The organism is Bradyrhizobium tropiciagri (assembly GCF_001189845.1).
In the GTDB taxonomy this organism is placed as follows: domain Bacteria; phylum Pseudomonadota; class Alphaproteobacteria; order Rhizobiales; family Xanthobacteraceae; genus Bradyrhizobium; species Bradyrhizobium tropiciagri.
This window is the reverse complement of record NZ_LFLZ01000035.1, coordinates 1-22814: the sequence shown is the minus strand read 5'-3', so window position 1 is coordinate 22814 and position 22814 is coordinate 1. Positions and strand designations below refer to the sequence as shown.

Genomic DNA, 22814 nt, shown 5'->3' with positions numbered 1-22814 from the left:
TCAATCGTCGTCATCGTCGTCGACAGCCCTGAGCCGACCGGTTTGCGAATTAACGGCGACTTTAGCGGTCTGCCCATCCTTCGACCCAATAGTCTCAAAATACTGCCCATCGCGCACGATCTGCACATTCGACCAGCCATCCGACTGGAGCTTTTGGCGTACCTGATCCTCGGTGACCGGTTGATCTCCCGCTATGAAGGCTGGGCCCTTGCCTGGCTCCGCGGTCACCACGGCTACGCTGGCTAGGCCCAACAACAACAGGCCACCACCGGCCAGTATCCATCTTCGATCCATCGCAATTCTCCTCTTCGCGGTTTCGATTGCTCGAGCTCCCCGCCGACGATGATCAGTCGTGGCGCCGGTGGCTCTTCCCGGAACCTCTTGCGAATTTCTGAATCGCCTTGACTAAGTTGATCTTGCCCCTCTCTCAGCGCCTCACCACTGAAGAGTTGCTGAAATTCCTGTCAGGAAGCTGGTGCAGCAACGAACAGCGCCATGGCGCAAGATCGCCTTTTTTGCAGCGCCGTCGGCGCTCGCAGGTCGCATCAAACCCTCTCGAACGGAGTGATCTCAACGTTTCTCCTCGGGATGCGCTCGCCAATCACGGCCGACCGTCTGATGGTCCTCGTCCACCTTGTCCGCGCGCCCTGTGCGATTGGTATCGTTCTCCTGGGCCTTCCAGTCACGGCCTATTTTTACGTCCTCGCCGCGCGCGCGCTCTTGGGCGCGCGATTGCTCCGCTTGTTGAGGGGTCTGGTCCGGTTGCACTGGAACAGCTTGGGCTTGGTTGGTTTTTCCCGACTCCTCAGCGTTGGCGGGACCGAGACCACAGGACAGCAGTATTGCCGTAATGATTGCGAGACTACGCATGCGTTCCTCCTCCATTGGGACAAACGCTAACGATTTGCTTCAGCTTCGGTTCGGAGATGTCGCGTTCCTTGCGGGTATGTAGTCAGCGACCACAAGCGGGCTTGTCATCCTTCCGACGGGCGGCACGACCCGATCTGAAAAGAAGAGCCATCGGGCAACTGACGAAACACTGCGTAGGTGTCCCTATCGATGGTGCGCAAAACGCCGTCTTCGTGCCACCTGAGGGAGTGGCTAGTCACTTCCGCGGATACCACCCTCTTCCAGAGTTGATGGTTCTGTTCGTCAAGTCTACTTCGAAAGGCACGGATGCCTCTTGCCCTCCAATCGAGCACTTGAGCACGAGCGTCTCAGCATTTGCATCCGCGACCGCCAGCGCCTCGGCGCACAGCGCTGCCGCGGCAGCAATCGTCACAGTCCATGCATCCATCGGTTACTCCGTCTTAAGCACCCAAAACCGGGCCAGCCGCTCAAACCAGGAGCGCGCTCAGCTACCCAGTTCACGTCGTATCCCGTTATTTTCAGTCAGACGGCTTCCCGCCTGAGCGGGCGCCCCCTCGATCGGTCTGAGCGGCCGGCGTGGGCCGGCTTCCGATCACCGGGCTGAGACGCAGCTTTTTGAGCTGCCGCAAATCTGTCGCCGCTTCCGCCAGCAGCCAATCCCGAAACGTCGCAATCTTCGGCAGCGTCGCAGTCGCCTTCGGGCAGACGATCCAGTACGTCTTTGATACGGGAAGGGATTCCGGGAAGGCCATCACGAGCCGGCCATTGATCAGATCCCAAGCCGCCAATGTGGTGCGCGCAAGCGCAATGCCCTGCCCATTGATCGCGGCGTCGATCACCATGCTGGCCCGATTGAGCACCGGACCGTGTGTGACGCCGGCGTCATCTATGCCAACGCCGCGCAGCCACTTCTCCCAGTCGGAACGGCTATCGAGATGGATCAGGGGAAACTTCAAAATATCCGCTGCTCCGCCAAGGCGCCGACGACCGGACAAGAGTTTTGGGCTGCACACGGCAAAGAGCCGTTCTGCGCCAAGCCTGACAGCATCGAGACCCGGCCAATTGCCGTCGCCATGACGCACAGCGAGATCAACTTCCTCGCGCGCGAAATCGACGTGATGCAGGGTTGCGGAGACGCGAAGGTCAATTCCGGCATGAGCTTCCGCAAAATGGCCCAGCCGATGGACCAGCCATTTTGCTGCAAAATCCGGAGAGGTACTGACCGTGAGAACGCCTGCGCTTTGCCGCTGCAGCAGCCGCTCCGTACCTGCGGCAATCCGATCGAACGCATCGCGCACGACGGCGAGATAGTCGCGCCCTGCCTCAGTGATGATCAGCCTTTGGCGTTCGCGGTTGAACAGCTTGACCGCCAGTTCCGCTTCCAGCGCCTTCACCTGATGGCTCACGGCCCCCTGGGTCACGCACAGCTCCTCCGCCGCGCGCGTAAAACTTTCATGCCGGGCGGCCGCCTCGAAGGCCTTCAATGCATTCAATGGCGGCAAGCGCGGGCGCATTGCTGTGCCTCCAGAAGTTCATGAGAAGAATTGGGGCAGGCCTGAGAAACGATGCTTTGCGGACCTGGTCCGGCCGGCCGTATGGAGGCTGCGACAGTTGGAAATCATGGATTTGGGAGCGGTTCGATGTCAACGCTTTTTACCAACATTGAGCATTTTCCCCGGCTTTGGCGCAGCACGACCTCCAAGGGTCATCAAACCAATTCATGGCTGGCTCTGCTCGACCGATGGCTCGCTTGCAGCGAGCGAATGCACCAGCGCGCCGGTCTGCGGGTCATCGCAGAAGACCCACACCTGCTTGCCGACCTCGGGCTCACCCGCGAAGAGGCCCTCAAGCAGGCCGATATGCCGTTCTGGCGATGACGCGGCCGACCCGGCTGAATTGATCGATTTTGAATTGGAGATAGTCTGATGAAATCCGTCTCGCGCCGCGAGGTCGTGGCCCTTGCGGCACAACTAACAGCCGTTGCTGTAGCCGGCACGCTGAGCCCGGCCTATTCCGCGCCGGCTGACGCGGCCGCCGAGATTGCCAAGTTCACAGCCGGCGTCGTCCCCGACGCCGGCAGGATCGCAATCGATCTGCCGGAGATCGCGGAAAACGGCAATGCGGTCCCCCTCACAATCGATATTGACCATCCGATGCTGCCCGAAAGCCATGTTGTGGAAGTGCTCGTGGTCGCCGAGGCCAATCCCTGGCCGCGGGTTGCCAGGTTTCATTTCACGCCGATGAGCGGACGAGCAATGGTCGCGACCCGGATACGGCTTGCGGGCACGCAGACCATTCACGTCCTGGCCAAGACCAGCGAGAACCGCATCTTGATGGCCCAAAGGCAGGTCAAGGTCACCATCGGCGGCTGCGGCGGCTGACCTATTTCAGGAGGTGTATGTGATCAACAAGCCACGCGTCAAGATTCCCGATCAGATCCGCAAGGGCGAGATCATCCAGATAAAAACTCTGGTCGCCCATGAGATGGAGAATGGGTTGCGCCGCGATCAGGCGGGCAAAGTCATTCCACGCAAGATCATCAATCGGTTCACCTGCAGCTTCAACGGAAAGCCCGTATTCGCCTGCGACCTCGAACCGGCCTTAGCTGCCAATCCGTATCTCGTGTTTTCGGTGCGGGTCGACGAGAGCGGCGTGTTCAATTTCACCTGGACCGACGACGACGGCACCGTAATCACTGCGGAAGAGAAGGCTATTACCCTATGATGCGCGTTCACGCCTCGCTGGCGACTTGCCAGGGAGTGCTGCCATTATGATCCTTGCGCGAAGCTGGATAGTGGTCGGCGCAACAATTGCCGTGTTCGCGGCATCTGTCCTCATTTCGGTCGGGCTCGCGCCTGCCGCCCCGGCAGAGCGCGCTGCTCCGCTCGCAATCGATGGTCCTGCCGCCGCGCGGCCGTGGATACGATATGGCGGCTGGCCAAACCGCGACACATCGAAGTTCAACTCCCTGAGCGCGATCGTATCGCCGCCTCCGCCCAAGGCGCCCCGCAAGATCGCCACACCTTTGGGCGGCGATCTGCCAGGTAATGTCGGCCCCGACCTTTCCGAGATCGGAAAGGCCGGCCGCGATGACGAATGGCTCTTCAACTACATCTATGATGCACGGGTCTATAATCCCGAAACCGTCATGCCCCCCTGGGGCACCCATGGGCTCCTGAGCGACTCCGAGATCGGGGATATCGTCGCGTTCCTCAAAACCCTCGCCAAGCCCGCTCCGTTCAAATCCGCGCTCGATGATCCGACCCGACGCCCACCTCCGAGCGAGCAGCGCGACAACCTCGACCCGATGATCAATCCGGCGATGTGGGCGATCGAGGAGCGTGCGCCCGCATTATGGAACGCGGCAGGCCCCGCAGGCGCCGCCTGCGTGTCCTGTCATGCGACTCCTGAACAAGCGTTCAAGACCTGGGCCGCCACGATGCCCAGATGGGAGCCGCGGCTTGGCAAGGTGCTTGGCGTCGAAGAGTTCGTCGCGCGTCACGCGAAAGCGACGACGGGACAGGACTGGCTGATGGAGAGCGAAGAGAATATCGCGCTATCGACGTATCTTCGCTATGTCGCCAACGGCGCGCCGATCATCGTCGATCTCGATAGCGCGCCAGCCAAGGCCGCCTATGAACGAGGCGAGGCATTAAGTTCGCGCAAGATCGGCGCGCTGAATTTCTCCTGCGCCGACTGCCATAGCGCTGACAAAGGCGCGCAGAAATGGATTCGCGGACAATGGCTTGGCGAACTGCGCGGGCAGCTTGATCATTTCCCGACCTGGCGAACCAGCCAGCAATCGACCTGGGACATCCGCAAGCGCTTTCAGTGGTGTCAGGTGGCGATCTGGGCCGATGACCTGCCGCCCGATGCCAGTGAGTATGGCGATCTCGAACTCTACCTGGCCGCGCAGAACGCGGGGCAAAAGCTGAGCGTCCCCGGCATTCGGCACTAAAGCAGTCCCTCGGTCGATAGACCGCATTGCAATCTCAAGAACCGGTTCATGACAACACGTCGCGAAATCCTTCAGATCGGAGTGGCCGCCGCTGCGATCACGGCTGCGCAGGGCCTCGGGACTTTGGGGCGCGCTGCCGCCCAGCAGCGCATCACCGAGGCCGAGTTGCTTCACTTCGAACCCTTCGGCAACATCACTCTGTTGCACCTCGCTGATTTGCACGGCCAGTTGAAACCGGTGTACCTGCGGGAGCCGACCTTGAACGCCAGCGCCGCGGCCGTTCTGGGACTGCCGCGCGCGACGGGAAGGGGCTTGCTGGCGCACTTCGGCGTTCCACACGGCTCTCCGATCGCTCATGCGCTGACATCAGATGATTTCGAGGCGTTGGCACAAAGTTATGGTCGTATCGGAGGCCTGGACCGCGCGGCCACGGTGATCAAGGCTGTACGCACGGAACGTGGAACGGAGCGTGTGCTGCTGCTCGATGGCGGCGACACCTGGCAGGGGTCGTTGACGTCCTACCGGACCCGCGGGCAGGACATGGTGGATTGCATGAAGCTGTTGCAGCCGGATGCCATGACCGGCCATTGGGAGTTCACGCAGGGCGAAGCTCGCGTCAAGGATCTCATCGATGCCCTCGGCTGCCCCTTCCTCGCGCAAAATGTACGCGACACGGAATGGGAGGAGCCGGTCTTCGAAGCCTACCGCATGTTCGAGAAAGGCGGCGTCAAGGTTGCCGTTATCGGCCAAGCGTTTCCGTTCACCGGACTCAGCACCCCTCGCCACATGATCCCGAGGTGGAGCTTCGCCCTGCGGGAGGACGATATCCGGGCGAATGTCGCGAAGGCCCGGCGGGAGGGTGCGGCACTCGTCATACTGCTTTCTCACAATGGTTTTGCAATCGACCGCAAGCTGGCGGGACGCGTGGATGGGATCGACGTCATCCTGACCTCGCACACCCATGACCCTCTTCCCGAGGTCGCGACCGTCGGCAAGACGCTGCTGGTAGCCGGCGGTAGCCACGGCAAGTTCATTTCGCGCCTTGATCTTGATGTCCGTAGCAGCGGAATAAGCGGCTTCCGCTTCAAGCTCATTCCGCTCTTTGCCGACATCATTCGCCCCGATCCCGAGATGGAGGCGATGATCGCAAAGGTGCGCGCGCCATTCGCGGCCGAACTGTCCCGCATCGTGGGTCGCACAGACACGCTTCTCTACCGGCGTGGCCGCCTCGACTGCAGCGTCGACGATTTGATCTGTTCCGCGCTGATCGAACAACGTGACGTCGAAATTGCCCTGTCGCCCGGCTTCTGGTGGGGAACCAGCCTGCTGCCGGGATCGCCGATCAGGGTGGAGGACATCCATAACATGACGTCGATCGCTTATGCCGAAGTCTGCCGCGCAGCGACGAGCGGCCAGCGCCTGAAAGACATTTTGGAGGATGCCGCGGACAGTCTGTTCAATTCGGACCCATACTACCAGCAGGGCGGCGATATGATCCGCTGCGGGGGCCTGAGTTATACGATCGATCCGGCCAAGCCGATCGGGGAACGCATCTCTGAGATGACACTCTTGCGCAGCGGCCGAGCGATCGAACCAGACAAGGAGTATGTGACGGCGAGTTGGTCTTGCGCGAGCGATACGGTGGAGGGTCCCCCTGTATGGGATCTCTGCGAAGCCTACGTTGCGCGGAGAGCGATCATCGGCGCCACGCGCGCTTCGATGGTGAACGTGGTTGGACGGTGATCCAGGCCGGCTGCGCTTGCACGGCGCATCCAGCGCGATTAAACTGATCAAAGGGGAAACGCCAGGCTCCCCATCAGACGGAAACGTCCAAGCTCTGCGCAATGCTCGCTGTTTCGAGGAGATTGCGCATGGACGGTCCGACCGAACGCGTTGTTATAGCACTCCTTCCGATCGCAAAGCGCAAAGGCATGAGGTTGCCATGCCGCTGAAGTCGGTTGGGACGATCACAATTCCGAACGCCGAAGGCAGCTCCTTCGATCACGGCGCCTTCGATCCCAAGACTCGACGCGTCTTCATTGCCCATACGCAACGGGACAGTGTTGAAGTCATCGATCACGGCACGCAGCGGCACATCGCAACGGTACCGGGCTTTCCCGGTGTGGCCGGTGCCGTGGTTGACGACGGCGAGGTGCTGCTCACCAACCGCGGCTCCGCATCCATCGCCTGGATGAGTGCCGAGTCCTTCAAGACAGAAGCGGTTTTTGAGACTGGCCCCCGGCCAAACGGCGCTGCCATCGTGAAGCGTTTGGCACTCGGGATCGCGGCCTGCATTGGCAGCGACACTGAGACGCCGACACTCCAAAGCTTCCATCTCAGGAACGGCAGAGTGGCCAAGCTCGAGCTACCCGGCCGACCGCTAGGGCATGCACACATCTTTTCCGATCGAAAAACCGACTCTTAATCAAGGACTTGGATGTGGGGCGATGACCAAAGTTCGCGAGCGCAGCTTAGCTAAACGTCGTCATTTCTCTGCGTTCTTCAGCCAAGTCCTTGAGAAGACTCCAGAAGATGTGTGCATGCACTAGGGCCGACCGAGGTGGTGCGTTGCGGATGCAACTGCCGACCGGCTATTCCTGTGCATCCGCGAACCTTCCATGGTTCTGGTGGCGAGCCTGCCCGGCCTAAAGCCGATTGCTGAGTGGAGGCTCCCCTCGGGCGGCGCCCATGGACTCGACATCGACCATTCGCGCGGCCGGCTCTACGCAGCGTGCGACGACGGCGCACTCGTCGAAATCGACAGCGAGTCAGGCAACATCACCAACGTGTGGCCGATCCCTCCGTCACCGGATGTCACGTTCTTCAACCCATCCAGCGGCCTTGTTCATGTTGCGATCGGCGAACCCGGCGTCGTCGAAACAATCGATCCGCGATCCGGCACGATCGATCGTACCGTGACGGGTCCAGGTGCCCACACCACGGTCCTGGTTCCGCCTGACCTGCTCTACGTGATTTCGCCCGCACACGGCGGCGTCCTCGTTCTGGGCAATGCGTGACTTCAAGACAACCAAGCTGAAGGAGAGCAACATGAAATGGATCACACGAGAGCACGTCAAAGTCGATCGGGTCGCCTGCCCGTGGTTGATCAAGAAGTTTGTCGATAAGGACGCCGAGTTTCTGTTTGTACCGGCTGACAGGGTGATGGACGAAGCCAAGAGCCAGAATGCCATTCCGTACGATGTCAAAGACGTCGAGCTGGGGCATCACGGCAAGGAATGCTCTTTCGAGGCGATCCTGAAGAAGTACAAGCTTACAGGCGATCCCGCCCTGATGTTGCTCGGCCGCATCGTGAACGGCGCCGACACCGACAACACGCTCTACCATCAAGCTGAGGGACCCGGCCTGCAGGCGCTCGCCGAGGGTTTTCGCCATCTCGGCTACAAGGACGACCACGAGCTCAATGCCGCCGAATGGATCGTCTATGATGCGCTGTACGCTTACGCGAAAGAGATGGTCAAGCGAGGGAAGCCGGTCGGCCAATTTGCACATTGATCGGGCGCATCGTCGATACCGCGCGATCGTGGGTTCGACGCAAGTTCCTGCGACACGAACCCACGTGATCGGGCCTTCGCACGGCTATTTACTGTCGCTCTTTGACTTGGCCACTGCTATCGACAGTGAGCGATACATCCTTGCCGTTCTTCGTTGCTTTCACCGCAACACCCTCGGTCGTCGATTTGACGTCACGAATGTTCGTGTAGCCGGCCGATTGCAGCCTGGCTGTGAGTTCCTCCTGGGTGAGCGCATGAGCGGGTGTGAAGAAGGCGAATGCCACACAGCAGACTAGAACCTGAGAAAGAGTTCGCGCCGGCATGATCTTTTCTCCGATGTTTCACAGGTGACTGACTATCAGTCTGATCGCAACGCCCATCGGCTGGAGCAGTTCCGTTGTCAAAGGTAGGCCGCGATGCATTCTTGGGCGCCTTAAGTGGTCGGCTACATCGGTCGACAAGCCGTGCTTAGATTGGATCTCTCCGAGTTCGGCCAGATCACGGTGAATGATTGGCGGCGCGCGTCGACGCGCCAATTGAGTTCTTTCGGCGTTCGGGCTAGTGTCTTTTTGGGGACGTAGCAGCTCCCCGTGAAATGGGTCATCCCATGCAAGAGCTGTTCGCTTTGTTGTTGGAGCGAACACATGGATGGGATATCTCTCGAGCTTCCGCTGTTCATTGTTGCGACCTTTGCCGGTGCGCTCGTCGCGGGTCTCTCCGGTTTTGCCTTCGGCCTGGTCGCCGCCTCGATCTGGCTCTACATCCTAACTCCCCTGCAAAGCGCCAGCTTGATCATTGCCTTTGGGCTGATCGTGCAAGGTTACTCCGTTTGGAAACTGCGTGGCGCGTTGGATTGGGGACGGCTCTGGCCGTTCGTCCTTGGCGCGGCGCTCGGCGTGCCGGTTGGTGTAACCATATTGACCTGGGCCGATCCTGGCCACGTCCGCGCAGGCGCCGGTGTGCTTCTCGTTCTCTACAGCCTTTATGCACTGTTTCGTCCCGCGATCATCCCCTTGAAATCACCGGGCGCTGCATCCGATGCCATTGTCGGATTCCTTAACGGCGCGTTGGGCGGCATTACAGGGCTCGCCGGAATCCTGGTCACGATCTGGTGCGGCCTGCGCGGGTGGCCCAAGGATGTGCAGCGTGCGGTGTTTCAACCGGTCGCCGTGGCGACGTTCGTGGTGAGTGCATTGTGGATCGGCGCCAAAGGCGCACTCAGCGTGGATACGATCAAGCTTTTTCTGATCGGCCTGCCAGCCCTGTTCGCCGGTACCTGGCTTGGTCTCAAGTTGTTCGGCCGTCTCGACGAGGCTGCATTCCGCAAGGTCGTACTGGTGCTGCTTCTGGCTTCGGGGACGGTGCTGATCGTCTAGCGTTCCGATGGAGCGCCCTGGCCTGCTGGACACATGACGAACACGCAGTCATCGACCAATGAATTCGGAGCCATTTTCCATGTCTAAGCCCACAGATCGCCTCGGCCGCGTCGCTATCCTCTGGCGGGGCGATGAAGAAGCGCGCCGCAATGCTGCGCCAGAGACCAGCCGGTTCAAGGACGTGTTCGCAGCGCTCGCCGATATCGGCGTCGATGCCGAACCGGTCGTCTATGAGGACGACGTCCGCGACGCCGTGAGCGCACAGCTCGCCACGTTCGATGGAGTGCTCGTCTGGGTCAATCCGATTCACGAGGGGCGCAACCGCGCCAATCTTGACGCGCTGCTGCGCGAGGTCGCGGCGTGCGGCGTGTGGGTGAGCGCCCATCCCGATGTGATCCTCAAAATGGGCACCAAGGAGGTGCTCCATCGTACTCGCACGATGAGCTGGGGCTGCGGCACGGCCCTTTATCAAACGGCCGCGGCGATGCGCGCGGAATTGCCGTCACGGCTCGCCGCCGGGCCACGCGTCATCAAGCGTAACCGCGGCAATGGCGGTCAAGGCGTTTGGAAAGTCGAGCTGCTGACCAATCAAGGCACCCGATCGATCGTACGCGTGCTGGACGCCACGAAGGACGCATCGGAGGACGTGGCACTTGACGATTTTCTCGACCGGTGCATCGAGTATTTCGAAGATGGCAGCGTGATCGATCAGCCGTTCCAGGCGCGCCTGAGCGAAGGTGTGGTGCGCTGCTATATGGCGGGCGATCGCTGCGCCGGCTTCGGCCACCACAAAGTCAAGGCCCTGGTCGAGGCACCGGCCGCGTGCGCCGAAGCCGGTCCGCGGCTCTACACCTCCAAGTCCGATCCGCGCTTCCAGCGCCTGCGCCGGTTGATGGAAGACGAGTGGACGCCGCAGCTTATGTCCTTGCTCGATATCCCGAGGGGCGATCTTCCGATGATCTGGGATGCGGATTTCATGCTCGGCTCACCTGGCGCCGACGGAAGCGACAGTTATGTGCTCGGCGAGATTAACGTGAGTTCAGTCTTCCCGATGCCCGATGAGGCGCCGGCCGAGATCGCCCGCCGGGTTGCTGACCGGCTGCGGTAGAAGAGCTGACAAATCCAGATCTGCACCGGAGGTTCGCGCACAACCAGCTACCACCGAGAGTGCAACATCGTAGAAAATCGTAGTTTGGAGGGCAAAATCGTGCCGCATGGTAGTGGGGTCCGCTACAACGGGAAAACCACTATTTTCGAAGCACATGTTTTCCTGCCGAAGCGCAAGCACTTCGCCAAGCGCAGCGTTGATAATCCGCCATGCGCGATCCAACCACGCTTCGAAAACTACCGAGCAAGTCCAAGTCCTGAGCTGGATTTGAACGCAGTGAACTTGGCGAGCCTCAGGGAGAAATCCGCGGGCGCCTTTCGGGCCGATTATCTAGCGAACCCAATCGTACAAAATCGTGCTCCAGCGTAGAAAAGCGCAGTTTTGGTGCCCAGGGGCGGGATCGAACCACCGACACTGCGATTTTCAGTCGCATGCTCTACCAACTGAGCTACCTGGGCATACCCGCAGGACCGAAAAGGCCGAAGCGAGCGGGCGGTTTATAGAGAGGTCGGAGCGCTGTGTCCACCCGCCTTCGCCAAAGGCTTCGGCGTCGCAGGCCCGCCTACCGGTATTTCCCCAACTTGTTGGGAAATATTGGCTATTCCGGGTCCTCCTCGTCATCCTCGCGGCCGGGAACGACATAGCGGCCGGTCAGCCAGCGGTTGAGGTCGACGTCGCGGCAGCGCGGCGAACAGAACGGGCGGAAGGCCTGCTCGACCGGCTTGCCGCAGATCGGGCAGGCGCGCGGGGTGGCCGGGGGCGTTCGGGGCTGGTCGGTCATGGCTCGGACGTAGCTTACATCAATCGAGATGCAAGGGCGTTGAGGGTGCGAGGTTCCTCGGGCGTCACACCGCGACGGCGTTGAGCCAGCCATGGCGGATCGGAAAGCCTTCGCCGCCGAGCAGGGTCACGGTCTCGTAGAGCGGCAGGCCGACAACGTTGGTATAGGAGCCGACCATCTTGACCACGAAGGATCCGGCGATGCCCTGCACGGCGTAGCCGCCGGCTTTGCCGCGCCATTCGCCGGAGCCGATATAGGCCTGGATGTCGTCCTCGCTGAGCCGCTTGAAGCGCACGCGGGTCTCGACCAGGCGCTGGCGGAACGCCTCGCGCGGCGTCACCACGCAGATCGCGGTGTAGACGCGGTGGTTGCGGCCCGACAGCAGCCGCAGGCATTGCGCGGCCTCGTCGACCAGATTGGCCTTGGGCAGGATGCGGCGGCCGACCGCGACCACGGTGTCGGCGGAAATGATGAAGGAGCCGCGCAGATCGTCGTCGAGCTGCACCGACTTCAGCGCAGCGTCCGCCTTCGCGCGCGCCAGGCGATTGGCGCAGGCGCGCGGCAACTCGCCCCGCCGCGGGGTCTCGTCGACATCGGCCGGGCGCAGCGCGTCGGGCTCGATGCCGGCCTGGTTGAGCAGGGCCAGCCGCCGCGGCGAACCGGAAGCAAGAACGAATTTGGGACGGCCTAGCATGCGGGCTTTTGGGCTGAATCGGGGGGACGGACGCGGGCGGAACCTATCGGATGGGGCATGGATGCACAACCTTGGAACCGGCCGCGAATCGCGCTCCCGCTTGGAGACAAGGCCCCATAAGCACAGCTGTTTGTCAGTCTGGCGACAAGGGGCGATTCCGCGAATCGGAACACGCGCGTTCCTTCACCTCAAGGCTCTTCACAGGTTCGCCGCGGCCTTGGCAAAGCGGCGGCGGATCCGCATCAGGAGGCCGTCGCAGACCTCGCGATAGGCGGCGAGCTTCTGCTCGCGATTGCCGCTGGTGCCGGTCGGGTCGTGCGTCGGCCAGTATTCGACATCGGCGGCGAGCGTCCGGGTCAGGTCCAGCGCCTTGTGGTGCGCCTCGGGCGACAGCGTGATGATGAGGTCGAAGTTCAGCCCCTCCCAGTCCTCGAGTTCCTCGAAGGTTTGCGGCTTGTGGCCGGAAATGTCCTGGCCGAACTCGGCCATGACTGAGACCGCGAACGGATCGAGCTCGCCCTTCCTGACGCCGGCGGAGCGAACATAGAGGCCTTGCGGAAACATGTGCTGCAGCAGGCTTTCGGCCATCGGCGAGCGCACGGCATTGTGGGCGCATGCGAACAGCACGGCCTGCGGGGTGCGCGCGCTTGGCGCTGCCATGCGATCAGGCTTTTTTCGACCGGGGCACGCCCCCGTCAGTAAACGCTTCACTGATCATGCGCCCTCGCCTTTCCAATGAAGGACGGTGATCAGCGTGAACAGCCGCCGCGCGGTCTCGAAGTCGACGCGCACCTTGCCCTTGAGCCGCTCCTGCAGCGTGCGCGAGCCTTCGTCATGGATGCCGCGGCGGCCCATGTCGATCGCCTCGATCTTGTCCGGCGTCGCGGTACGGATCGCCTGATAGTAGCTGTCGCAGATCATGAAGTAGTCCTTCACGACGCGGCGGAACGGGGTCAGCGACAGCAGATGCGCCACCACCGGCGCGCCGTCCTCCTTGCGGATATCGAACATCAGGCGGTTGCCGGTGATCGCGATATGCAGGGTGTAGGGCCCGGTCTCGGCGCCCTCGGGCGCGAAAAGGTTCTGCTCGACCAGGTCGTAGATGGCGATCGCCCGCTCATGCTCGATGTCGGGCCCGGAACGGCCGATCGATTCCTCGTCGAGCGTCACCGCGACGATGCGATTGTTGGAATCCTCGTCGTCTGGTGGCTTGTTCATGAGAGGTTGAGGCGCAATCCGACGGAACGTGAATGGGCATCGAGACCCTCGGCCTGACCGAGCGTCATCGCGGCGGGTCCGAGCGCACGAAGTTGATCCGGCCCGCACCTCAGGATCGAGGTTCGCTTCATGAAGTCAAGCACCCCGAGGCCCGAGGAGAACCGGGCCGAGCGCGCGGTGGGCAGCACGTGGTTGGAGCCGCCGACATAGTCGCCGATCGCCTCCGGGGTATGGGCCCCGAGGAAGATCGCGCCGGCGTTGCGGACCTTGTTCGACAGGCCCTCGGCGTCCGCGGTCATGATCTCCAGATGCTCGGCCGCGATCGCATTGGCGAGCTCGATCGCGTCGTCGAGCTTCGCCACCTGGATGATGGCGCCGAAATCGTCCCACGAGGCGCGCGCAATCGCCGCACGCGGCAGCGTCGCAAGCTGCGCCTCGACCGCGCGTTCGACATCGGCGGCGAGCCGCGCGCTATCGGTGATCAGGATCGATTGCGCGCTGACGTCGTGCTCGGCCTGCGCCAGGAGGTCGGCCGCGATCCAGTCGGCATTGCCGGTGTCGTCGGCGATAACGAGCACCTCGGAGGGGCCGGCGATCATGTCGATGCCGACCTTGCCGAACACCAGCCGCTTGGCCGCGGCGACATAGGCATTGCCCGGCCCGACGATCTTGGCGACCGGCGCGATCGTCGCGGTGCCATAGGCCAGCGCCGCCACCGCCTGGGCGCCGCCGACGCGGTAGATTTCCGAGACACCGCCGAGATGGGCGGCCGCGAGCACCAGCGGGTTGAGCTTGCCGTCCGGGGCCGGCACCACCATGACGACCCGCGGCACACCGGCGACCTTGGCCGGCACGGCATTCATCAGCACCGAGGACGGATAGGCCGCGGTGCCGCCGGGCACATAGAGCCCGACCGCATCGACCGCACTCCAGCGCCAGCCGAGCTCGACGCCTTGGGCATCGGTGAAGCGCTCGTCCTTGGGCAGCTGGCGGCGATGGAAGGTCTCGATCCGGTCGCGCGCGAATTTCAGCGCCTCGACGGTCTTGGGGTCGCAGGCCGCGACCGCCGCGTCGATCTCGGCTGTGGTGATGCGCAGGCCGGCAGCGTCGATATCGAGCCGGTCGAACTTCTTGGTCGCCTCGAGCAGCGCCGCATCGCCGCGGGCCGCCACGTCGTCGACAATGGCGCGGGTGGCGCGCTCGACGTCCGCCGATACCTCGCGCTTGGCCGCCAGGAAGTCGCGGAAACGCTGGTCGAAATCGGCGCTCTGTCGGTCCAGGCGAACGGGCATGGCGGCTTTCTGAAGAGGACTCTGGGTCCCTGCTCAATGGCGCGGCGGATAATGGCCGTCAACCCTTGGCTCCCGTCGTCCCGGCGAAAGCCGGGACGACTACCCCGTCGCCACCCCGAGATCATCCTCCCCGAGATCGGTCAATTCGCATTCCAGGCACTCGACATCGAGCCGCAGCGCCCCGCCATGGCCGAACATCAGCAGCGCGCTGCCGCCCGGCGGGTCGGAGGCATAGAACTCGATCCCGAGCAGTTCCAGGGCCGCTTCCGGGGTCTCCAGGTCGATATTGCGCGACTTGCATGCCAGCACCCGGTCGAACCTGAGCGCGGCGATCAGCCGGCGCGAGCAGGTGCCGCCGGACAGGGTCTGTTCCCAGTCGAGCCGGTTCAGGCCGACCACGAGGCGTTTCTCGTCCTGGCGCCAGATGATGTCGGCGGGCTGGACGCGGGCGTCCTGCACATGGGCGGAGATCACCGCGAGGTCGTCGGCGTCGAGGGCGATCAGTTTCAGCGGCGCGGGTGGGGACATGACGGTGGTTATAACGCGTTCGGCAGCCAGAGGTACCAGGTGGCCGCGAGGAAATACCGCTCGGGGGAACCGGCAGCGCACGAGCAAAATATCGAAAACAACCCCATGCAAGGGAGCTGGAAGCTGCGCGGCATGACCTGATCGAACGTATGCGCATTGGCTCTTCGTCAGGTGGGCACGCTCGTCAGGCTCCCTCCTCCCTTGCGGGGGAGGGTTGGGGAGAGGGGTAAGCCCCGGGGCGAGATGCGGGACGAAGCGGTTAGTCCCACAATCCCGGCTCGATAATCAGAGGGCAATTTCGAGAGAGCGCGCCGAGTGGCCACCCCTCTCCCTAACCCTCCCCCGCAAGGGGGAGGGAACCCTACCGCCTGTGGCCCCCTCACATTGCAGTCGCTAGGCCCGCGCTTAGTCAGCGTTCCTCGGCGAGCGCAGCGCGCCTCACCCCTTGATGAACGCCAGCAGATCCGCGTTGATGGTCTCGGCCTCCGTCGTCGGCATGCCGTGCGGAAAACCCTTGTAGGTCTTCAGCGTGCCGTTCTTCAAAAGCTTGGCCGAGAGCGGGCCGGAATCGGCATAGGGCACGATCTGATCGTCGTCGCCATGCATCACCAGCACGGGCACGTTGATCTTCTTCAGGTCCTCGGTGAAGTCGGTCTGCGAGAACGCGACGATGCCGTCGTAATGCGCTTTCGCGCCGCCCATCATGCCCTGCCGCCACCAGTTCTGGATCACGGCTTCCGACGGTTTCGCGCCGGGCCGGTTGTAGCCATAGAACGGGCCGGCCGGCAGATCGCGGTAGAATTGCGAGCGGTTGGCCGCGACCTGGGCCTGCAGGCCGTCGAACACCGATTTCGGCAGGCCGCCGGGATTGGCGGGCGTCTGCACCATCAAAGGCGGCACGGCCGCGATGATCGCCGCCTTCGCCACCCGGCTCTCGCCGTGGCGGGCAATGTAGTGCACGACCTCGCCGCCGCCGGTGGAATGGCCGACATGAACGGCATTCCTGAGGTCGAGATGCGCGGTAACGGCCGCGAGGTCGTCGGCGTAATGGTCCATGTCATGGCCGTCGGCGACCTGGGCTGAGCGGCCATGGCCGCGGCGGTCATGGGCGATGACGCGGAAGCCGTGACCCACGAAGAACAGCATCTGCGCGTCCCAGTCGTCCGACGACAGCGGCCAGCCATGGCTGAACACGATCGGCTGACCCGAACCCCAATCCTTGTAGAAGATATCGACGCCGTCTTTGGTGGTGATGGTGGGCATTTGAATGCTCCTCTTGTTGCTGATTCTTTGGTCCGCCCACGACGGGGCGTGAACGGACCTCCGGCGACAGCGTGTCGCCGACACGCCGCCGCCCATCATCTTCTATGCTGTGCGTCGTCTCGAATTGATGTCATCCGCCTCGGATCAGGCGAAATTGACCGGCCTGAAGCGGCGCCAGGCGCCGATGATCATCACGACGAAGAACACCAGCACGATGCCCTGCACCGCCCCAAACACGGGCCCGGACGGCGGGTTCGGCGGCACGGCCGGCGCCAGCGCCTGCAATGCGGGTATCTTGAGGAAACTCTGGATGACCAGCACGAAGACATTGAGATAAAGCGAGACCATCGCGGTCACGACATAGATCGGGCGCCATGCGCCCTTGAGCTGCATCGCATAAAGCGCGATGCAGGCGATCGCGAGCAGCACCAGCGAGAGCCCGCCGATGATCTGGGACGGCAGCACCTTCTCGGTGATCAGTGGCGGGATCACGAAGCCGGTGGCGCTGGTCAGGATCGTGAGAACGAGGAAGATCGCGGTCAGTCCGGGCATCGCGCGCGAGCCGAGCAGGCCGAACATCACGATCACACCGGCGACGATCGCAATCAGGCTGATAATGACGTGCACAAGCACCAACGTCGTCATGTAGCGCACTCCCCCGTTGAGAACCCGCGCTACGTTACGATGCGTCTTTGAAAATTGCTACATGGTTCGATGGGAGGTCGAGCGACATCTCATGAGAATTCGCCGGCGCCAATTGTGATTGACCCGTCATCCTGAGGTGCGAGCGGAGCGAGCCTCGAAGGATGCACGGCCAGCAGCCGGGCCGTACATCCTTCGAGACGCGCTACGCGCTCCTCAGGATGACGGTGATAGTGCCTGCGCCCATCGGATGCGCGTACTCGTGCGCCTCGTAAGACATTGAATCAATAATAGCGCGGGATCGGCCCGTCATGCGGCGTCTTGCGCTTGGACAGGTCGAATAGCACCTCGTCGACATAGCACCAGCCCCAGCCTTCCGGCGGATCGTAGCCCTCGATCACGGGATGGCCGGTGGCATGAAAATGCGCCGTCGCATGCCGGTTCGGCGAATCGTCGCAGCAGCCGACATGGCCGCAGGTCCGGCAGATCCGCAGATGCAGCCAGCGGCTGCCGCTCTTCAGGCACTCCTCGCAGCCGCGCGCGCTCGGCGTGACGTCCTGGATGCCGGCGATATGGGTGCAGCCTTTTGTCATTTGCGGGCCTCGTGTTCAGAACGACTTCAAGTACCCGTCATCCTGAGGAGGCCGCAACGCGGCCGTCTCGAAGGATGGACGGCCCGGCTGGTGGCCGATTCATCCTTCGAGACGCGCGTTCCGCGCTCCTCAGGATGACGGGGATAGAGCGACCCGGATGGATCATCCCTACAGCGTCGGGCTGCCGGCATCGGCGAGGTAGCCGTGCAGGGCGGCGACGACCTGCGCGCCTTCGCCGATCGCGCCGCCGACGCGCTTGACCGATCCGGAGCGGACGTCGCCGACCGCGAACACGCCGGGCACCGTGGTCTCGAGCAGCGGCACGGCGGGCGCGCCCTCGCCGTTCTGCACGCCGGTCTTGACGAAGCCGCCGCGGTCGACCTGCACCCCGCAGCCCTCGAGCCAGCCGGTGGCCGGATCGGCGCCGACGAACAGGAACAGATTGCGGATATCCATCGTGAACTCGTCGGGTGCGAGCCGGCTGCGCCAGCGCACACGTTCCAGTGTCTCCGCACCTTCGAGCCCGATCACCTCGGTATTGAACATCAATTCGATGTTCGGCGTCGCCTCGATGCGCTCGATCAGATAGCGCGACATGCTGGCGCCGAGCCCGCCGCCGCGGATCATCATATTGACCCTGCGGGCATGCGCCGACAGGAACACCGCCGCCTGGCCAGCGGAATTGCCGCCGCCGACCAGCACGACGTCCTGCTGGGCGCAGAGCCGCGCCTCGATCGGCGAGGCCCAGTACCAGACGCCGCGCCCCTCATAATTCTCGAGATTGTCGATCACCGGCCGGCGATAACGCGCACCGCTCGCGACCACGACCGACCTGGCGCGCAGCGTATGCCCGCATGCGGTGTCGAGCGCGAACGCGCCGGAGGCCTTCGAGCAATCGAGCGATTTGATCGAGACCGGGATCAGCATCTCGGCGCCGAATTTCTGCGCCTGGTTGAAGGCCCGTCCGGCGAGCGCCTGGCCGGAGATGCCGGTCGGAAAGCCCAGATAGTTTTCGATCCGCATGCTGGCGCCGGCCTGGCCGCCGAAGGCGCGCGAATCGAATACCGCGACCGACAGGCCTTCCGAGGCCGCATAGACCGCAGTGGCGAGCCCGGCCGGGCCGCTGCCGACCACCGCGACATCGTAAAGCTTGTTCTCCGCGCTGTTGCCGATCATGCCGAGCGCCATCGCAAGCGCGGTCTCTGAGGGATTGCGCAGCACCGTGCCGTTTGGGCAGACCACCAGCGGCAATTCGGCGCGCGTCGGCGAATAGCGCGCGACGAGGTCGGCGGCATCGGTGTCGGCCTCGGGATCGAGGACGTGATGCGGCTGGCCGTTGCGCGCCAGGAAATTCTGCAACGGCGCCATGTTGCCGACCGAGGCGGGGCCGATCAGTACCGGCCCGCCGGCGCCGCCCTGGATCAGGCTGACGCGGCGCAGGATCAGCGCCCGCATGATGCGCTCGCCGAGATCGGCCTCGGCGACCAAGAGCGCGCGCAACCGGTCCGGCGGCAGCAGCAATGTCTCGACGACGCCGTCCGCATGGCCGTCGACCAGCGCGGCGCGGCCGGAGAGCTGGCCGATCTCGGCGAGAAACTGACCGGGCCCCTGGTCGATGATCGGCGTGACACGGCCGAGGCCGTCGCGCTGGGTGATCGCGACGCTGCCCGACAGCACCACGAACATGCCGGGACCGGGCGTGCCGGTCTCGAACAACGCCTCGCCGTCCTTGTACGAGCGCGGCTCGCCGAAGCGGCGCATCCGCTCGATCTCATGCACCGTTAGGGTCGGAAAGGTCTGTTCATGGCGCGGGAAGGCGGCGGCGGTTGCGTTCAGGCGATTGATTGTTGTCTCATCGATTGCAGCCATGTCGGCGACCCGTTTCTTCTTTGCACACACACCCGAGCCGGGTTAGCGGCCCGGCTCGTTTCCGCCGGCGTCATCCGGCGAGGGGTGATCTAGCGGGCCGTCGGCCGGTTCGGAAGCCACATCCTCGCGACCGCGCGCCTGGGATTTTCGCCGTTTCAGGTTTTCGCGCAGCGCCAGCTTGAGGCGATCCTGCCGCGAATCCTTCAGGCGGGCTCCGGCCTGCCCGCCGCCTCTGTCCTGATCACCCGTCATTGCTGAACTCTCGAACCGCCGACGCCCTTTCGCGCGCCGTGAGCATAGACAATCGCTGCCGCCCGCGCACCCTGCCCGGTCGGCCAGTTGCGCACGGCGACATGATTCGGCCGCAGGTGGACGGTCGCATTCCCGTGCGGTCGGGAACCCAATCGGGCCGAAATCGGCCGAATTGGTCGGAATCACCGACACGGAACGTGATTTCTGCCGATTTGCCCGGCAGGATGGGCGCTGTTTCGCTTGCGCGAAAGGGAGGCCTGTGGCAAGAACCGCCCGCTTGGACGGGCCCATAGGGCCGATTCAATTTTTCCCGGGCATGCTGCCGTAGCTCAGTGGTAGAGCACTCCATTGGTAATGGAGAGGTCGACAGTTCAATCCTGTCTGGCAGCACCAGGATCTTCGTCGCATAGCGACTGAACCAAGCACCAGACATCCTCATCCGATCCGGAAGATCGCCGGCTGGCGCGAAGCGTGCGAGCCAGGGACGACCGTGGAGCGCCCTCGACTGGTGTGGTGCCCTTGACCGTCCGGAGCTCCTGGCCCCTCACGCGACGGCCGCCGCATCTGCCCGTCTCGTCATCGCCCCGGACCGAGGCTCCCCGGATCGCAAAATCTACTTTTGGTTGATTTTCGGCCAGAGCCATACTTCTATGGAGCTGTAGTTACTCGGCGAATTTTCAAAGCTCCGCAAGACCACATTGAATTGGGAGATATACGTGCGCATCAAGATTTTGCTGCCGACGGCTCTTGCGCTGTTGGCATCGTCGTCCGCATTTGGCTTTGAGTTGGGAGATGTCGAGCGTGCCTCGGGCTCGCGGCCGGTCATAAGACCCTTCGACGGTCCCAGGGACGTTTTCCAGTACGATCTCAAGGTCCGCAATCTCTGCGACGATCCGCAGAGCCTGAACAATGTGGCGTCGAGTTGGGTCGGGGCGAAGCGAACCGGCAACATGTTTCAGGATGGCTTCAATATTCGCGATCGGTCTGTCGCCCTCGCGGCCGTGGTGACCTTCCCGAATGCCAAGGGCAACGAGACCAAGCAGGTCAAGGTGCCGATCATTGCCAAGGCCAACTTTGGCGACACCCAAATTCAGAACTGCGAAGGCACCATCATCACCGACGTTCCGGCCAACGCGAAAATAAGGATGCACTTCGAGTACAAGCAGTCGGACACCATTCGATTCAATGACCCGACGAAGTTTGTGAGCGGCATTACGACAGTCGGCGCAAGTGCCGTCGCATTGGGATCGCTCGCCACGGGCACCGGGGGTATTGGAGCGACGATCGTCCCTGTCGTCTCCTACCTGCAGAAAAACAGCAACGCCATCACCACGCTCAATAGCGGCGTGAACTCGATCATGGAGTCGTTTGCCGAAACCAAATCGCCGGACCCCACGCAGTACGAGATCAGATCGACCACCAGCAACATCAGCTACCGGAGCGGCCGAACCACTGTCATCTCGATCGACAAGATCGTGCACGGGAGCGGGTTGGATCTTGATGGCCTGAACGGCTGGTCGGGGGTCGACGGAGCTTTTACCGAGCGGTACGGCGAGCTTCAGAACCAGTTCAACAATGCCCAGAATGCGGTCGATGCTCCCTGGTCGGCCAACCTGCCCAAGTTCTGCGCGAAGCTGAGGGCCTATGTGGATGGAGCGACCAAGGGCGACCGTTTCGCCTCGGCTATTGGTATCGGTTTTCACGCCTTCTACAATTCGACGGAATATGGCGGGAAAACTTGCCTGAATTCCTGGGACATCGCGGCTCTGAAGGCGCACCGTTTTGCTCCGCCGTTCCCCGATGCCTGGCCGACGAATGCGACACCATCCGCAGCTATGGTGGCAGCACGGTCGACGCCGAAGCCGACCGGCAAGTCGGCCCGGTTGGCCGGCGCTCTCGCCTCACGCTGACGGCCTGAATCCATCCTGTCGGCGCCGAACGCAGGCGCCGGCAGGATATCGCCGCCGGCTCTCGGGGATCGTCAAGAAAGCACGATCCGGCTCCAGCAGCCGTGGCCGGCCTGCGCGACGATGGGACCCGCCACCACGGTCGCCGTCCGCCTTCGCCTCCCCCTCTTCGCCGAATCAATGCGCGAGCAGCAGGCCAACGCCGCCGATCATCAGCGCGACGTAGACCACGAACACACTGCCGACCCATTTCCAATCGATCTGTGCGCGTTCGGGGCTCAGGCTTTCGATGATGCCGTGCATGATGATTTCCTTTGAGAAGCGTTTTCGAGCGAAGTGGGTACCGGTTCGCGTGAAGAAAACGCGTCAAAAACAAGAATCCAGAGCCCCGTTCCGATTCAATCGGAACGGAAAAGGCTCTAGAAGTCGCATGCGCGGCGTATAGACCTCGCCTCGAGCACGTCATGTGACTCACTTCACATTTGCCACCGCGGAGCGGACCCAAGAGTGACCGGCCCAGAACTCAGAAAATTGCGCGAACATCTCGGCGAGGCGCTCGGCCGCAAGCTGACGGCGGCAGACATGGCGAAGCTGTGCGGGTTGCCGGGTGCCGGCGGCGCCGAAAAGCTCCGCAAGTGGGAAGTCACCGGCCCGACCCCGAAGGTCGCGGGTTTGCTGCGCGTGCTGGCGATGGCCAGCGAGCACTATCCGATCCTGGAGAAGTTCGACGTGTTCGATCGCCACGACGTTCCGGTCAAGGAACGCGCCGCGCGCCGCCAGGCGTTCCGCGAGCAGATCCGCGACGACGTGCGCAAGCGGCTCGACTAAAGCCGGATGAGTTTTGGTTGAATAGGCTTGGCACGGTCTTGCTTCACCTCTCCCCGGTGGGGAGAGGTCGGATTGCGCAGCAATCCGGGTGAGGGCTCTTGCTCTCTCGATAGACCGTAACCC

28 protein-coding genes and 2 tRNA genes are annotated in these 22814 nt (G+C 62.9%); 13 read left to right on the top strand and 17 right to left on the bottom strand.

Features of this window, described 5'->3' with window-relative positions:
• From AKN84_RS25365 to AKN84_RS25355, 3 genes are all read right to left on the bottom strand, one after another.
• A complete protein-coding gene (locus AKN84_RS25365) occupies positions 1 to 294 on the bottom strand; it encodes a hypothetical protein (protein ID WP_050423316.1) in 294 nt (97 codons plus the stop codon).
• A gap of 276 nt (positions 295 to 570) precedes the next feature.
• On the bottom strand, positions 571 to 870 hold the full coding sequence (locus AKN84_RS45980; protein WP_128971135.1) for a hypothetical protein: 300 nt from the start codon (positions 868 to 870) through the stop codon (positions 571 to 573).
• A 518-nt stretch (positions 871 to 1388) separates the two neighbouring features.
• Positions 1389 to 2384 carry a transcriptional regulator GcvA gene (locus tag AKN84_RS25355; RefSeq protein ID WP_244485485.1) on the bottom strand — a complete coding sequence of 332 codons (996 nt, stop codon included), beginning with the start codon at positions 2382 to 2384 and terminating at the stop codon, positions 1389 to 1391.
• Positions 2385 to 2510: 126 nt separating this feature from the next.
• On the opposite strand from AKN84_RS25355, the gene AKN84_RS25350 reads away from it, so the two are divergent.
• From AKN84_RS25350 to AKN84_RS25315, 8 genes are all read left to right on the top strand, one after another.
• Positions 2511 to 2747 (top strand): DUF1127 domain-containing protein, encoded by a 237-nt coding sequence (locus tag AKN84_RS25350; RefSeq protein ID WP_050423314.1) that lies wholly within the window; start codon positions 2511 to 2513, stop codon positions 2745 to 2747.
• A gap of 48 nt (positions 2748 to 2795) precedes the next feature.
• Entirely contained in the window at positions 2796 to 3251 is a 456-nt protein-coding gene (gene soxY / locus AKN84_RS25345) for a thiosulfate oxidation carrier protein SoxY (RefSeq protein WP_050423313.1), read from the top strand.
• A 19-nt stretch (positions 3252 to 3270) separates the two neighbouring features.
• Positions 3271 to 3594, top strand: a complete 324-nt coding sequence (gene soxZ, locus AKN84_RS25340; protein ID WP_050423375.1) for a thiosulfate oxidation carrier complex protein SoxZ — start codon at positions 3271 to 3273, stop codon at positions 3592 to 3594.
• Between the two features lie 301 nt (positions 3595 to 3895).
• Entirely contained in the window at positions 3896 to 4828 is a 933-nt protein-coding gene (gene soxA / locus AKN84_RS25335) for a sulfur oxidation c-type cytochrome SoxA (RefSeq protein WP_244485484.1), read from the top strand.
• A 48-nt stretch (positions 4829 to 4876) separates the two neighbouring features.
• Positions 4877 to 6571, top strand: coding sequence for a thiosulfohydrolase SoxB (soxB, locus tag AKN84_RS25330; protein WP_050423311.1), 1695 nt, complete (start codon positions 4877 to 4879; stop codon positions 6569 to 6571).
• Positions 6572 to 6770: 199 nt separating this feature from the next.
• Complete coding sequence (locus tag AKN84_RS25325) at positions 6771 to 7253, top strand: YncE family protein (protein ID WP_050423310.1); 483 nt, start codon at positions 6771 to 6773, stop codon at positions 7251 to 7253.
• 193 nt (positions 7254 to 7446) lie between these two features.
• Complete coding sequence (locus tag AKN84_RS25320; protein WP_050423309.1) at positions 7447 to 7845, top strand: YncE family protein; 399 nt, start codon at positions 7447 to 7449, stop codon at positions 7843 to 7845.
• 31 nt (positions 7846 to 7876) lie between these two features.
• A complete protein-coding gene (locus AKN84_RS25315; protein ID WP_050423374.1) occupies positions 7877 to 8341 on the top strand; it encodes a chromate resistance protein ChrB domain-containing protein in 465 nt (154 codons plus the stop codon).
• 88 nt (positions 8342 to 8429) lie between these two features.
• Here AKN84_RS25315 and AKN84_RS25310 read toward each other — a convergent pair whose 3' ends face one another.
• On the bottom strand, positions 8430 to 8663 hold the full coding sequence (locus AKN84_RS25310) for a hypothetical protein (protein WP_050423308.1): 234 nt from the start codon (positions 8661 to 8663) through the stop codon (positions 8430 to 8432).
• Between the two features lie 321 nt (positions 8664 to 8984).
• Between AKN84_RS25310 and AKN84_RS25305 the strand changes: the two genes are divergently transcribed.
• Positions 8985 to 9716: a sulfite exporter TauE/SafE family protein gene (locus AKN84_RS25305; protein WP_050423307.1), complete on the top strand. Its 732-nt coding sequence runs from the start codon at positions 8985 to 8987 to the stop codon at positions 9714 to 9716.
• A gap of 79 nt (positions 9717 to 9795) precedes the next feature.
• Complete coding sequence (locus AKN84_RS25300) at positions 9796 to 10824, top strand: Cj0069 family protein (RefSeq protein ID WP_244485483.1); 1029 nt, start codon at positions 9796 to 9798, stop codon at positions 10822 to 10824.
• 382 nt (positions 10825 to 11206) lie between these two features.
• Here the strand turns inward: AKN84_RS25300 and AKN84_RS25295 are convergent.
• From AKN84_RS25295 to AKN84_RS48165, 12 genes are all read right to left on the bottom strand, one after another.
• A tRNA-Phe gene (locus tag AKN84_RS25295) sits at positions 11207 to 11282 on the bottom strand.
• A gap of 140 nt (positions 11283 to 11422) precedes the next feature.
• Complete coding sequence (gene yacG / locus AKN84_RS25290) at positions 11423 to 11605, bottom strand: DNA gyrase inhibitor YacG (RefSeq protein WP_050423305.1); 183 nt, start codon at positions 11603 to 11605, stop codon at positions 11423 to 11425.
• 64 nt (positions 11606 to 11669) lie between these two features.
• On the bottom strand, positions 11670 to 12299 hold the full coding sequence (locus AKN84_RS25285) for a Maf-like protein (RefSeq protein ID WP_050423304.1): 630 nt from the start codon (positions 12297 to 12299) through the stop codon (positions 11670 to 11672).
• Positions 12300 to 12497: 198 nt separating this feature from the next.
• Positions 12498 to 12959, bottom strand: coding sequence for an arsenate-mycothiol transferase ArsC (locus AKN84_RS25280; protein ID WP_050423303.1), 462 nt, complete (start codon positions 12957 to 12959; stop codon positions 12498 to 12500).
• A gap of 54 nt (positions 12960 to 13013) precedes the next feature.
• A complete protein-coding gene (locus AKN84_RS25275) occupies positions 13014 to 13517 on the bottom strand; it encodes a UPF0262 family protein (protein WP_050423302.1) in 504 nt (167 codons plus the stop codon).
• Positions 13514 to 14809 carry a histidinol dehydrogenase gene (gene hisD, locus AKN84_RS25270; protein WP_050423301.1) on the bottom strand — a complete coding sequence of 432 codons (1296 nt, stop codon included), beginning with the start codon at positions 14807 to 14809 and terminating at the stop codon, positions 13514 to 13516. The genes AKN84_RS25275 and hisD overlap by 4 nt, the downstream gene beginning before the upstream one ends.
• Before the next feature lie 99 nt (positions 14810 to 14908).
• Entirely contained in the window at positions 14909 to 15337 is a 429-nt protein-coding gene (locus AKN84_RS25265; protein WP_050423300.1) for a DUF2948 family protein, read from the bottom strand.
• A gap of 438 nt (positions 15338 to 15775) precedes the next feature.
• A complete protein-coding gene (locus AKN84_RS25260) occupies positions 15776 to 16600 on the bottom strand; it encodes an alpha/beta fold hydrolase (RefSeq protein ID WP_050423299.1) in 825 nt (274 codons plus the stop codon).
• A gap of 144 nt (positions 16601 to 16744) precedes the next feature.
• Positions 16745 to 17245, bottom strand: a complete 501-nt coding sequence (locus AKN84_RS25255; protein ID WP_050423373.1) for a hypothetical protein — start codon at positions 17243 to 17245, stop codon at positions 16745 to 16747.
• A gap of 281 nt (positions 17246 to 17526) precedes the next feature.
• The gene (locus AKN84_RS25250) at positions 17527 to 17835 is read right to left on the bottom strand and encodes a UBP-type zinc finger domain-containing protein (RefSeq protein ID WP_050423298.1); all 309 of its coding nucleotides are present in this window, start codon (positions 17833 to 17835) and stop codon (positions 17527 to 17529) included.
• A 168-nt stretch (positions 17836 to 18003) separates the two neighbouring features.
• Positions 18004 to 19704 carry an FAD-dependent oxidoreductase gene (locus AKN84_RS25245; protein WP_050423297.1) on the bottom strand — a complete coding sequence of 567 codons (1701 nt, stop codon included), beginning with the start codon at positions 19702 to 19704 and terminating at the stop codon, positions 18004 to 18006.
• A 42-nt stretch (positions 19705 to 19746) separates the two neighbouring features.
• A complete protein-coding gene (locus AKN84_RS48165) occupies positions 19747 to 19956 on the bottom strand; it encodes a hypothetical protein (RefSeq protein WP_167351876.1) in 210 nt (69 codons plus the stop codon).
• 318 nt (positions 19957 to 20274) lie between these two features.
• Between AKN84_RS48165 and AKN84_RS25235 the strand changes: the two genes are divergently transcribed.
• Both AKN84_RS25235 and AKN84_RS25230 read left to right on the top strand, forming a co-directional pair.
• Positions 20275 to 20349, top strand: a tRNA-Thr gene (locus AKN84_RS25235).
• 323 nt (positions 20350 to 20672) lie between these two features.
• Positions 20673 to 21866 carry a hypothetical protein gene (locus tag AKN84_RS25230; protein WP_050423296.1) on the top strand — a complete coding sequence of 398 codons (1194 nt, stop codon included), beginning with the start codon at positions 20673 to 20675 and terminating at the stop codon, positions 21864 to 21866.
• Between the two features lie 174 nt (positions 21867 to 22040).
• Here AKN84_RS25230 and AKN84_RS50045 read toward each other — a convergent pair whose 3' ends face one another.
• Entirely contained in the window at positions 22041 to 22166 is a 126-nt protein-coding gene (locus AKN84_RS50045; RefSeq protein WP_283805541.1) for a hypothetical protein, read from the bottom strand.
• A 204-nt stretch (positions 22167 to 22370) separates the two neighbouring features.
• Between AKN84_RS50045 and AKN84_RS25220 the strand changes: the two genes are divergently transcribed.
• On the top strand, positions 22371 to 22691 hold the full coding sequence (locus AKN84_RS25220) for a hypothetical protein (RefSeq protein WP_050423295.1): 321 nt from the start codon (positions 22371 to 22373) through the stop codon (positions 22689 to 22691).
• Positions 22692 to 22814 lie beyond the last annotated feature (123 nt).